General features: G+C 64.1%; 8 protein-coding genes. 2 read left to right on the top strand and 6 right to left on the bottom strand.

Going from position 1 to position 12,621, the window contains the following annotated elements; genetic code table 11:
• Positions 1–142: 142 nt before the first annotated feature.
• The 4 genes from AC5ZG1_RS01170 to AC5ZG1_RS01155 all read right to left on the bottom strand — a co-directional run bounded on the left by AC5ZG1_RS01170 (position 143) and on the right by AC5ZG1_RS01155 (position 6,733).
• Positions 143–2,530, bottom strand: a complete 2,388-nt coding sequence (locus tag AC5ZG1_RS01170; RefSeq protein ID WP_496131770.1) for an efflux RND transporter permease subunit — start codon at positions 2,528–2,530, stop codon at positions 143–145.
• A 315-nt stretch (positions 2,531–2,845) separates the two neighbouring features.
• The gene (eutC, locus tag AC5ZG1_RS01165; RefSeq protein ID WP_496131769.1) at positions 2,846–3,616 is read right to left on the bottom strand and encodes an ethanolamine ammonia-lyase subunit EutC; all 771 of its coding nucleotides are present in this window, start codon (positions 3,614–3,616) and stop codon (positions 2,846–2,848) included.
• A gap of 6 nt (positions 3,617–3,622) precedes the next feature.
• Complete coding sequence (locus AC5ZG1_RS01160; RefSeq protein WP_028167187.1) at positions 3,623–5,209, bottom strand: B12-binding domain-containing radical SAM protein; 1,587 nt, start codon at positions 5,207–5,209, stop codon at positions 3,623–3,625.
• A gap of 141 nt (positions 5,210–5,350) precedes the next feature.
• A complete protein-coding gene (locus AC5ZG1_RS01155) occupies positions 5,351–6,733 on the bottom strand; it encodes an ethanolamine ammonia-lyase subunit EutB (protein ID WP_496131768.1) in 1,383 nt (460 codons plus the stop codon).
• A gap of 209 nt (positions 6,734–6,942) precedes the next feature.
• On the opposite strand from AC5ZG1_RS01155, the gene AC5ZG1_RS01150 reads away from it, so the two are divergent.
• Positions 6,943–8,691: a methyl-accepting chemotaxis protein gene (locus tag AC5ZG1_RS01150; protein ID WP_496131767.1), complete on the top strand. Its 1,749-nt coding sequence runs from the start codon at positions 6,943–6,945 to the stop codon at positions 8,689–8,691.
• A gap of 12 nt (positions 8,692–8,703) precedes the next feature.
• On the opposite strand, the gene AC5ZG1_RS01145 is transcribed toward AC5ZG1_RS01150, so the two are convergent.
• Complete coding sequence (locus tag AC5ZG1_RS01145) at positions 8,704–9,960, bottom strand: sensor histidine kinase (RefSeq protein WP_496131766.1); 1,257 nt, start codon at positions 9,958–9,960, stop codon at positions 8,704–8,706.
• 133 nt (positions 9,961–10,093) lie between these two features.
• Positions 10,094–11,086: a formylglycine-generating enzyme family protein gene (locus AC5ZG1_RS01140; RefSeq protein ID WP_496131765.1), complete on the bottom strand. Its 993-nt coding sequence runs from the start codon at positions 11,084–11,086 to the stop codon at positions 10,094–10,096.
• A 447-nt stretch (positions 11,087–11,533) separates the two neighbouring features.
• On the opposite strand from AC5ZG1_RS01140, the gene AC5ZG1_RS01135 reads away from it, so the two are divergent.
• Positions 11,534–12,523: a helix-turn-helix domain-containing protein gene (locus AC5ZG1_RS01135; RefSeq protein WP_496131764.1), complete on the top strand. Its 990-nt coding sequence runs from the start codon at positions 11,534–11,536 to the stop codon at positions 12,521–12,523.
• Positions 12,524–12,621: the final 98 nt, after the last annotated feature.

Here is a 12,621-nt window from a genome sequence, read left to right as displayed (position 1 = left end):
CGATTTGCTTTCCTTCACCTCCACGCTCGCGGGGTGCAGTTCGTAGCCCGGGTGAAGCGAACGCGTAACCCGGGACATCAGCATCAGCGTTCGGCGCGGCCCCGGGTTACGCTGGCGCTCCACCCGGGCTACAGTTACTGCATCACTCCGCAGCCTTCGCCTGCGGCGGTGGCGTGGCGGTGCCGCGCAATTTTTCCGACAGGTTGATCAGGAACATCGCGGTCGGCCGGAGGATGAATAGGTCGGCGACAAGGGCTGCGATCATCGAGAAGGCGGAGAGCCAGCCGAACAGGCGCAGCGACGGCAGGTCGGAGAACACGGTCACCACCAGGCCGCAGGCCAGCACCACCGTGGTCAGGATCAGCGCGGGTCCGACCAGCACGGTTGCGCGCTCGACGGCGAGCGCTGCGGTGATGCCGGGCTTGTGCTCGAGCCTCAGGCGGTTGAGGAAGTGGATGGTTGCGGAGAGGCCGAGGCCGAACGATACCGTCAGCGCCACCACGCTCGCAAACTGCAGGCCTTCGCCGAGCAGCCACAACACCGTGCCCGACAGCACCACCGGGAAGATGCCCGGCAGGATGCAGGAGAACATCACGACGACGGAGCGGAAGGCGAGCCCGATGAAGATCGCGACCAGGGCGAACTCGATCGTCAGCCCGTGGTTGAGCTTCTCGATCATGCTGGCGCTGTTGCGCGCGGCGATCGCCGACAGCCCGGTGACGGCGATCTCGTAGCCGGGATGTTCGGCGCGCACCTTGTCGAGCGCGTGATCGAGCTTGTCGACCACCGGCAGGATCTCGCTTGAATCGAGATCGGGCACACGACCGGACACCACCACGGCATCCTGATTTGCGGAGATGAAGCGCCGCACCAGATGTTCGGGGATGACGCTGACATACTCCTTCAGCGTCGCGACATCGGTCGCGCCCGCCTTCTCGGCGAGCCAGCGGCGCAGCGTTTCCAGCGACCAGACATTGCCGACGCCGGCCGCACCTTCGACCGTGGAGTGAACCTCAGCGATCACCTTCAAGGTCTCGGGCGCGTAGAGCGAAGCGCCCTTCGGGAATTCGATCAGGACGTCGATCGGATTGGCGCCGGTCAGCTTGGCGTCAAGCCGATTGCTCGCCTCGACCGCCTGCTGCTTGTTCGGCACCTGGTCGGCCAGCCGATAGCGCGGCTCGAGATTGGCATAGATGATGCCGAGCCCGCCGACGAAGATCAGCGCGACCAGGCTGAACAGCCCGGGCCGGCTGACCATGCGGACCGCGATCCAGTAGCAGAAATTGCGCAGCGCCTGCACGCCGGCATCGGCGCTCTGGAACTTGACCGCGAAGATGCGCTCGTTGCGCACGAACAATACGCCGAATACCGGCACCAGCGACAACACCGCGAGCAGCGCGATGATGGTGGCGGCCAAGCCCGCTTCGCCGAATTTGCGGATCAGGTCGGAATCGGAGAACTGCAGCGCGATAAAGGAAATGCCGGCGGTCGCGTGCGTCAGCACGCAGGCCGGCCCCACCACCCGCACGGCATTGGTGAACGCGCTCAATTTGTCCTGCCCTGCGATCAGCCGGTCGCGCGCCGCGAAGGTGAGCTGCATCGAGTCGGAGAAGCTGATCACCATGATGAGCGGCGTCATCACGTTCAGGAACATGTTGAGATTGAAATTGGCCCAGCCGAGGGCGCCGAGCGCGAGCAGGATCGCGATCATCGGCGGGAATGCTGCCACCACCATGAAGGAGATCTTGCGGAAGAAGACGATAGCGATGATGCAGCCGGCAAGGATGCCGAGGACGTTGTAGGTCAGCCCGTCGCGCTCGACCGCGTTGCGGATCTCGAGCTGCATCACCGGCACGCCGGAGAGCTGGGCATTGAGGCCGCTGCCGGAGAGATCGTCGGCCATCACCTTGCGGATCTCGCCGACTGCTGTGCTCAGCTTGTTGCTCGAGACCACTTCGGGATCGAGCGACAGCACGACCAGGGCCAGCGTACCGTCCTCCGACAACAGCTTGCCGCGAATGATCTCGTTGGATTTCACCGTCTCGACGAACTTGTCGTAGGCGGCGCCTTCCGGCAGTTCGTTGGGGAATAGCGCCGCCGGCAGTTTGCCGGGCTCCGGCGCCTGCCGCGCCGAGAACAGCGAGATCAGGCCGCGCACCCCGTCGACCAGTTGCAGGTCGGTGACCATGTCGCGCAATTTCTCGAGGTTGTCGCGCGCCAGCAGCGTCTTGCCCTCGACCACGACCAGCACGTCGAACTCGGTCGCCGGGAAGCGCTTCGTCACCTCCTCATATTGCTTGTAGTCCTTGGTGTTGGAACGGAACAGTTGCGACAGCGAATCGTCGATCTTGATTCGCTGGACGCCGAACACGGCCGCGATCATCAGCGCGACCAGGACGATCAGCGAGACGACCGGCGCCTTGACCGCGATCAGCCCGATGCGCTCCAGCCCGAAAGCGATACTGGCCCCCTGCGGCGGCTCCTCGACCTTTCCGACGTGGACCTGACTTTCGGAATTCTTTTCGAGCATGCCCTGTCCAGTTCTGAAATCGGCGCGAATTGTCTAGCTTGGGTTTTCCGGGCGTGCACAACGCTCTGCGGTTACTTCCAATCGGGGCTAGCCCTTGAAAACACGGAAGTATTGACCGTCGCCGGTTTTACAGGCCCCTCCGGCGCCTCGCAAGCACAAGGGAGAGGTCAAATCAGCGTGTGCGGTACAAAAATCGCCATTAAGTATCTGATTTGTCACAGCGCACGAACGGATCGGACTGAAGCAGTCCCGCTCTCATCTCTTTGTTCGAACGTGATCTTTTCGAAAGGCCGGTCCCGCCTCCCCGTCGCCAGCTCAGGACGCGCCGAGCTGCGGCGGAATGCCTTCGCTCTCGTCCTTCAAGGCAACGCCGGTGACTTCGCGGCTCAGTCCCTCGCGGACCAGCCACGCGATTCGGTATGCCGCTTCCGCGTAGGTGAGGCCCGCGCGGTGGATGTTGGAGATGCAGTTGCGTTCCGCATCGGTGCGGCCGATCCGCGGCGCGAAGGTCAGGTAAGCGCCGAGGCTGTCGGGCGCGGACAGGCCGGGCCGCTCGCCAATCAGCACCAGGACCATGCGCGCGTTGAGAAGCGCGCCGATTTCGTCGCCTAGCGCAACCCGCGCGCCCGACGCGATCACGGTCCCGCCGATATCAATCCGGCCGGCCGCAAGCTGCGGCAATAGATGGCGTACCAGTTCGACCGCATGGACATTGACCGCGGTCGGCGACAGGCCATCGCCGACCACAAGAGCGAGTTGGCTGGACGTGCTGCCGTGGCTCTCCAAGGCGCGCCGCGATTCGGGATCGAGCATGCGTCCAAGATCGGGACGCCGGAGATAGTCGCGGCGATCGCGCGCCTGGCTCGACACCTGGAGCAGCTGCAGGCCGAGCTCGTTCAATCCCGCAATGAGGCCATTGAGATCGAAAGCCGCATGAACGGCATCGCGCGCACGGGCATGGTCGAGCGTAAAGCTCAGCAGCGCCTCGGTCGGCAGGCTGGAGCCGGAACGGCCGAGCCCGACGCGCGCCGGCGTCAATTCCCGCAGGCGCGTCAGCGAAAGGGGCGGCGGCGCCGGTGGCTTCATTTCGGGCTACTCGGCGGGCACGGAAGCTTCGCGCAGCCGGATCGAATAGTTCGACGCGTTCTGCTGGCCGCTCGAGGCCGCACGCGCGAACGTGATCAGGTGATGCGCGATCATCGAAGATGCGATCAACCCTTCGATGTCGCCGCGGCGAAGCCGCCCGAGCGCGAACTTCCAGAACGTCCGCCTGTAGTCGCCGAGCACGCCGACCTGCCAGAAGATGTTGCGCAGCATGATCAACCCGCGCTTGATATTGGCCCAGCTCTTCCTTTCCGGGCTGACAGGCACCTTCACGCGGTGGGCGTAGGTGTAGTCGCATTGGTGCTCGTAGCGCGCGAACAGCTTTTCGGGCTCGTAGGCCACCTCCATGCACCGCTTCCAGGAGCTGATGACCTCATCATAGGGCAAAAGGAACTCGACGTTGGAGTCGCGGCTGTCGTCCTCGACCAGCCGTCCCTCGCGTTCGAGCCGATCCCAGAGCGGCGTCTTCGGCAGCGCCTGCAGCAGGTTGATAGTCAATAGCGGAATCCGGGATTCATCGACGAAAGCAAGCAGCGCGTCCGCGGTCTCGGGCTTGTCGGTGTCCAGGCCCATGATGATGCCGGAGACGACCTCCATGCCGTAGGAATTGATGGTCTGAACGCCTTCGAGGATCGGGACCATCATGTTGTGGTCCTTGTGCATCGCCTTCAGCGCGTCGGGATCGGGCGTCTCGATGCCGCAGAAGATCGTGACGAAGTAGGCTTCGCGCATCTTCTCGAGGATCTCGGGCCGCTTGGCGATGTTCAGCGTCGCCTCGCAGGCGAGCCGGACGACGTAACCGGTCTTCTTCTGCCACTCGATCAGATGCGGCAACAAGTCCAGTGTTGCCTTGCGGTTGCCGATGAAATTATCGTCGACGAAATAGACCGTGTCGGTCATGCCGCATTCGCGCAATCGGTCGAGCTCGGCGATGATCTGTTGCGGCGTCTTCAGGCGCGGGTTGCGGCCGTAGAGGCCGGGGATATCGCAGAACTCGCACTGATAGGGGCAGCCGCTGGAGAACTGGATGCTGCCGAGGAAATAGCGTCGTGTCTCCGCAAGCTCGTAGGCCGGGATCGGGAACTCCGTCATCGGCACACGGTCCATGGTCTTCAGAACCACCTGCTCAGGTGGGCGCGACGGATCGCGCGCCAGCCGCGCGATCAATTCATTGGTGGCGTCGCCGAGCTCGCCGACGTGGAGATAGTCGAACGACGGATAGTAGTCCGGGCAGGCGCTGACTGAGGGGCCGCCAAGGGCGACGGCAAGATCGAAGGCATGCGCCCGACGGCAGATGTCGTTCATGTGGTGGCGCTGGATGTGCATGCCGCTGACGAACACCGCCTCCGCCCACTCGAAATCTGCCTTGCTGGCGGGACGGATGTTCTCGTCGATGAAGCGGACCTGCCAGTTTTCCGGCAGATAGGCGGCGATCAGCAACAGCCCCTGCGGCGGCATGAAAGCCTTGACGCCGTCGGTCAAGGGATAGGCGTATTCGAACGTACCGAACGCCGATGTGTAGCGCGGGAAGACGCAGAGGATGCGTCGCGCCGTCTCGATGCCCTCAGCTCTCATCAAAACTTCCTTAAGACGAGCCTAAACCAAATGTAAGCACGGCATCGAACGCTGGGCCAGAAATTCTTCAAGATTGTGGCAGCGCACACGCGCAGGGAACGGTTCGTTGCCAAAGAGCACTGCGAGAGGGAACGCCGAGTTTCAGGCGATCAGGCGCGAGGCAAATTCGGGCAGCAGCCCTGCACGATCGGTAAGCCGGAAGTCGTTTCCCGCGAGCCCGGCGCGGAGCAGCCAGTCGTCGAATTCGGGCGCCCGCTTGAGACCGAAGACGTCCCGGATATAGAGCGCGTCGTGGAACGACGTCGACTGGTAGTTCAGCATGACATCGTCGGCGCCAGGTACCCCCATGATGAAAGTGACACCGGCCGCGGCCAGCAGCGTCAGGAGATTGTCCATGTCGTCCTGGTCGGCCTCGGCGTGGTTGGTGTAGCAGACGTCGACGCCGAGCGGCAGGCCGAGCAGCTTGCCGCAGAAATGATCCTCGAGGCCCGCGCGAATGATTTCCTTGCCGTCATAGAGATATTCCGGGCCGATAAAGCCGACCACGCTGTTCACGAGCAAAGGATCGAAAGCACGGGCGACGGCATAGGCTCTAGCCTCGCAGGTCTGCTGGTCGACGCCGTGATGGGCGCCCGCCGACAGCGCCGAGCCCTGCCCGGTCTCGAAATACATGACGTTGTCACCGACCGTGCCGCGGTGGAGCGACAGCCCCGCCTCGCGCGCTTCGCCGAGCAGCGCAAGATCGACGCCGAAGCTGCGGTTGGCGGCTTCCGTCCCGGCGATCGACTGGAACACCAGATCGACCGGCAGGCCCTGCCCGATCAGCCCGAGCGTCGTCGTCACATGGGTCAGCACGCAGCCCTGGGTCGGGACCGAAAGGCGCGTGATGATGTCGTCAAGCAGCCTGAGCAGGCCGCCGATGACATTGGGATCGTCGCTTGCCGGATTGATGCCGATGCAGGCGTCGCCTGATCCGAGCAGGAGCCCGTCGAGGATCGAGGCGGTGATGCCCTTGACGTCGTCAAAGGGATGGTTGGGCTGCAGCCGCGTGCTCATCTGGCCGCGCAACCCGATGGTGTTGCGGAAGCGGGTCGTCACCTCGCATTTCTTCGCAGCCAGGATCAGGTCCTGGTTGCGCATCAGTTTCGACACTGCGGCCGCCATTTCCGGCGTGATGCCGCGGGACAGCCTCTGCAGCGCATCGGTGCTCGCGGCATCCGACAACAGCCAGTCGCGAAAGCCGCCGACGGTCAGTGACGAGATGACGGCAAAGGCTGCGGCATCATGGGTGTCGAGGATCAGCCGGGTGACCTCGTCGTCCTCGTAGGGGATGACCGCCTCGTTCAGGAACTGCTTCAGCGGCACGTCGGCGAGCGCGACCCGCGCCGCGATCGTCTCCTGCGCACTTCCGGCCGCGATCCCGGCAAGGCGGTCGCCGGAGCGCGGCGGCGTGGCCTTGGCGAGCAGGTCGCGCAGATCGCCGAATACGTAAGAGGTGGCACCGATGACGTGGCGATAGACCATGAGGGATTCCCGCGCGCTGGCCGCGCTTCATTGGATCAACAGTCTATCACCATGCAAGAACCGGTGCCGACCGGCTATCCGGTCCCACCTGGGCCTACCTCGCCACCGGTTGCAATGGGGGGAACTTCGCGCATTAAGAAATTTTCCACCAAAATTCTGGATGATTTTACCGGCCGTTGGTGCTCCCCGGCCCATCTGGAGTGCCCCGAATGGCTGAAATCACGACCTCCCCCCGCCCCATCCCTGTCCGGACCATCGCGTCCCGGCTTTCCCTTGCTGCCAAGCTGTATGCGATCTTTGCACTGTTCGCGGTGCTGACCGCGGCCATCACCTTCCTGTCCGACCACAACAGCCGCCGGAACGCAGAGCTCACGGAGGCCGTGGAGACGGCAAGCCGCGCGGCGCTGAATGTCGAGCGGGTCAATTCGCTCGTCTATGCGGTGGTGATGGAATCCCGCGGCATCTACATGTCGACGGATCCGGCCGCGGTGAAGAAATACGGCGATGGGCTGCTCAAGTTCAACGAGCGCATCCTCGCCGTGGTCAAGAGCTGGGAGCAGATCGTCCAGGCCGACGATGCCGAGCAGTTCGCCAAATTCAAGAAGCGCATCGAGCAGTTCGTCGACTTCCGCAAGGAGCTCGTGCGCCGCGGCGTCGAGATCGGCGCCGCCGCGGGCCGCGAATGGGGCGACAACGACGCCAACCGCGACGTGCGTACGGCGCTGAACAAGGATCTGGAGGCGCTTTCGAAGGTCTATGCCGAGCGGAGCAGGAAGCTGGCGCAGGAGACCGACGCCAATCGCACCATGGCGCTCGTGCTGACCGGCCTCGGCGGCCTGGCGCTGGTCCTGGTGGTGCTCGGCGTGCTGATCATCTCGCGCTCGGTCGTGCGCCCGCTGTCCGCGATCACCACCACGATCAGGCAGGTCGCGGCAGGCGAGGAGAACGTCGCCGTTCCCCACACAGGGCGTGGCGACGAGATCGGCGCGCTGGCGCGCGCGATCGAGATCTTCCGGGAGGCGATGCAGCGCAACCGCAACCTCAATTCGCAGGTGCTGCAGGAATCGAGGGCACGCGATGACCGCACCAGGCACATCGAAGCCTCGGTGGACGCGTTCCGCGAGGCGATCGGCGCCGTGCTGCGCGCAGTCAACGACAATGCGGCCTCGATGCGCGATACCGCGCAGGCCATTGCCAGCGTCGCATCGGATGCCAGCGATCGCGCAGTGACGGCCGCCGGCGCCACCACGCAGGCCGCGGGCAATGTCTCCGCCGTCGCCAGCGCCGCCGAAGAACTCTCGGCCTCGGTGCAGGAGATCGGCCGCCAGGTCCGCCAGTCCGCCGGCGCGGTCGAACAGGCCGGCCAGCGCACCGACAAATCGGTCGCCGAGATCGAAGGACTTGCCGCCGCGACCCAGCGCATCGACGGCGTGCTCACGCTGATCCGGGCGATCGCCGAGCAGACCAACCTGCTCGCACTCAATGCGACCATCGAGGCCGCCCGCGCCGGTGACGCCGGCCGCGGCTTTGCCGTCGTTGCCCATGAGGTCAAGGCGCTGGCGGAACAGACGGCGAAAGCCACCGTCGACATCGGCGAGAATATCGGCATGATCCAGGCCTCGACGCGCAATTCGGTCGAGGCGGTACGCGAGATCGGCAATGCCGTACGCGAGATCAACGTCGTGACATCGAATATCGCAAGCGCCGTCGGCGAGCAGGATGCCGCGACGCGCGAGATCTCGATCAATGCGCAGGCGGCCGCGCAAGGCAATGATACGCTGGTGGTCAATATCGGCTCGCTCAGCGAAGCGATGGGAAAGACATCCGTTGCGGCCGAATCCGTGCTTGCCGCCTCCGGTGATTTGACCGCGACGGCGGAGACGCTGTCGCGCGAGGTCGAGAAATTCTTCCGTAATTTGCGCGCCGATCCGGTCGAAGGCGCGAGGAAGAGCGCGTGACCCCTCCGCTCGCTAGTGCGCGCTTTGCTCGCCCGCGATCCTCGGCAACAGCAGTTGAACGCGTGTGCCGCTGCCCACCTTGCTATCCAGCCTGATCCGTCCTCCCAGGCGCTCGGTCACGATGTTGTGGACGATGTGCAGGCCAAGGCCGGTCGCGCCTTCGTGGCGGCGGGTCGTGAAGAAGGGATCGAACGCGCGGCGCCTGGTCTCGGCGCTCATCCCTGAGCCGTTGTCGGCGAACACCACCTCGACATGATCGGCTCCCGCGGCGCGCACGGTCAGATCGATGGCACCACGGCGACCGTCCGGAAACGCGTGCGCGATGACATTGAACGCCAGATTCGTCAGGACCTGCCCGTAAGGACCGGGATAGCTGTTGATCCGAAGATTTGGCTCGCACCATGCATTCAATGTGATGCCGCGCTCCTGAAACTCGGGACGCAGGTTCGACAGGATCCGTCCTGTCAATTCACCAACATCGAACTCGCGTCGTTCGGATTGATCGTCGTCGGCTGCGACCTGCTTGAACGCGCTCACCAGTTCGGCCGCGCGATTGAGGTTCGTGACCAGCTGGTTCGATGCATCGTTGATCGCGTCGACGAACTCGGTCAACGTCGACCGGCGGAGCCCGCCGCGCGCGGCTTCGGCCGCAAAGCGCTCGGTCCTGCGCTGAAGCGACGAAGCAACCGTCAGGCTGATGCCGACGGGATTGTTGACCTCATGGGCAACGCCCGCGACCATCCGGCCAAGCGCAGCAAGCTTCTCGGCTTCAACCAGCGAAGCCTGGGCCTCTCGCAGATCTTGCAGCGCGGCCTCGGCCGCGTCGCGGGCCTGCCGAAGCGCCTGTTCGCCGCGCTTGCGCTCGGTGATCTCCTCCGCCGCGACGTTGATGGCGACGATCTGGCCGCTCGGCGCACGCAACGGGTGCCAATACGTTACCCAGAAACGCTCATCGCCCTGATCGGCCCGTTGACCGGCGACCTCGACGCCGATCACCGGTTCGCCGGTCTCCATGATCGACCGCACGATCTGCTCGACCGAGTCGGCCAGCGCGGGCACGCAATCCCTGACGGAGCGTCCGAGATGATATTCGACGGATAATCCGCATATCTCGGTAAGACGTTGATTGATCTGCAGATACCGGCAGTCTGGAGACAGGCATGCGAGTCCGATCGGCGCCGTGTCATAGACCAGTTGCAGCGCCGGCTGCGGGAACAACATGACGGCCGCTGGTTCGCCCCCCGGCCTCGCATTTGCAGTATTCGACACCACGCCTCCCCTGCTGCCAAGTGGGCCAATTGCTGGAAGCACAGACTTGTTCCGATCAACGGAACCGATTCAACGACGCTTTCCTAGCTCGGTGGCGCGCTCAGCAGTGTGCAACCTACAGGATGACCGCGCATCATGAATGATGGCGAGACGGGGAAACGGGTGACCGCAACACACATCGGAAGCCGACATGGCTCGTGGAGGCATCAACCGCCTCCGCGTGCCGCGCAGCGGGACGATAGCGGCGGCTGTAATTCGGCGCGGAAAGATGCGAACCGCCCTTGAGCACCTTGCGTGGGATGCGGGCCCGCGCGCGCGCCGGATCGTAGCTGGCCTCCTTGCGGCCACCGACGGGATTATGCGGGACGCCGTGCTGCGCGTCGGCCTCATGGTGTGCCGACCACCAATCGGTTGTCCACTCCCAGACGTTGCCGATCATGTCGTGGACGCCATAGCCGTTCGGCGGGAACGCCGTCACCGGCGAAGTACGGTCATAGCCGTCCTCGCAGAGATTCTGCACCGGGAAATTGCCTTGCCAGGTATTGGCCATGTGGACGCCGCCGGGCATCAGGGCGTTGCCCCAGGCGTATTCCTCATCCTCGAGCCCGCCGCGCGCGGCAAATTCCCACTCCGCTTCCGTCGGCAATTCCTTTCCGACCCATTTCGCGTAAGCCAATGCGTCGGCGTAAGTGATGTGCACGACCGGATGACTGCCGAGCACGTAGATGTGGGTCTTGGGGCCGTATGGATGGCGCCAGTTAGCCCCGGGCATGAACGTCCACCACTGGCTGGTGTCGCGCAGATCGCGCACCCGCCGCGGCGCCGTGAAGACGAGCGAACCTGCCTGGCGCATGTCCGGCGGTGCATCAGGATCGTTGGCGGGACCGGGCGGAATCTCCGCCGCAGTGATGTAGCCGGTGGCGAGCACGAACTCGCGAAACTGCCAATTGGTGACGGGTGTCCGGTCGATCCAGAAACCGTCGACCGTCACGCGATGCGATGGCGCTTCCTCGGGGTAGTGATGGTCCGATCCCATCCGGAACGTGCCGCCGGGAATCCAGACCATGTCCTCGGTCCTGATATCATCCGGCTGATAGTTGCTGCACTCGGTCTCTGCCCGAAACATGGCGCCAGCTTTGCGCGGTGTCGCGCGCCCCTTCCGGTTCAAGCGCCGCCAGCCCAGCGGCAACAACAGGTGAGCCCCTCTTCTTGTCGTGTGCGAGAGCTGCCGTGAGCGCAGCCGCTCCCGTGGCCTGCGACGCGGTCCAACACGACCTCATCACGTGCTTGCTCTGGTTGTGGACCAAAGGATAGACCAACTCCGCAGGCCTGTGATGTGCAGACTGTGCCAATTTTCGGCAAGCTTGCTTACAGCCGCCACGCGAGCCCGGCCGATCTCCTGCGGTTGTTAAAACGCGTTCGCGAAAATCGAGAGAAAAATTACCGCCGCACAACCGCCATCGCGAAACCCGAATCGGCAGGACAATCGGTGTCCTGGTGTGGCAGGAACTTCACCGTCCTCCGGCTTGTTGCCGGGACCGGCACTGCCCCAGCGTGCGTGGGGGAAGCGAAGATGGCGCAACATCTTTCGGTGAACATCTCCAACCTCGATGGCTTCGAGGGCATGCATCAGGGCGTCAAGGGCAGCCATGTCGACGTCATGCAGATCGGACGTGGCAGGATGCGCGGGACCCTGTCTCATGTCGGCATCGGGGATTTCTCGCTGAGCATCGGCTCGTTCAATCTCGGCCTGCGCACGCAGCGCATCTCGACCGATGACCGGCTGATCGTTGGAATGCTGCTTGATGCCGAAGACCGTGTCACGCACTGGTCGTTCGACATGCGTCCGTCCGACGTCCTGGTGATCCCGCCGCTGGTCGAGCATGATGGGATCTTCCACGGCGCATCCACTTATGCAGCGGTCCGGCTCGATCTCGCTCATCTCGGCTCCGTGTTCGGCGGCGACGCGCGGCTCAGCGATCCCGCCCATTGGCTGGAAAAGAGCTACTATCGCACGAGCGATGCGATCGGCATGGTCGCGGCCCGCCGCCTGCCCCAGATCGTTTCAAGTCTCGCCCGGCACGGGGCGGTGCTTTCGGATGATGCGGCCGAATTCTGGAAGCGCGCCATCGTCGACTGCATGACGGGTACGATCGTCAATTCGCTGCCGCCTGATGACGGCGGCTATCTGCCGTCGGCGATGAATCTCGTTCGCCGCGTCGAGGACTATCTCGATAGAGTGGGCCCGAGGCCGGTGCATATCTCCGAGATCTGCGCCGAATTCAGGCTGTCGCGGCGCGGACTTCACCGTGCCTTTCACGACGTGTTCGGCATCGGCCCCGTGACATTCCTGCGCCACAAGCGCCTTTGCGCCATCCATTCCATGCTACGGGAAAGCGCGCCCGGAGAGGTCACCGTCGGCGAAGTCGCGATGCAGCAGGGCTTCATCGAGCTCGGACGGTTCGCCCAATATTACAGAAACCTGTTCGGCGAGTACCCGTCCGAGACACTTCGCGGCAAGCGCGCCGGCGCACTGCCGCCGTCCGCCGCCGCATTTCGTTGAACCATCGGCTTTAATCCGTAGCCCGGGTGGAGCGCAGCGCAAGCCGGGACAACTGTATCGACATCGAAGAAAGAACCCGGGTTACGCTGACGCTTCAC

It is taken from the genome of Bradyrhizobium sp. Leo78, assembly GCF_059512425.1.
This window is presented reverse-complemented; position numbering and strand designations above follow the sequence as displayed.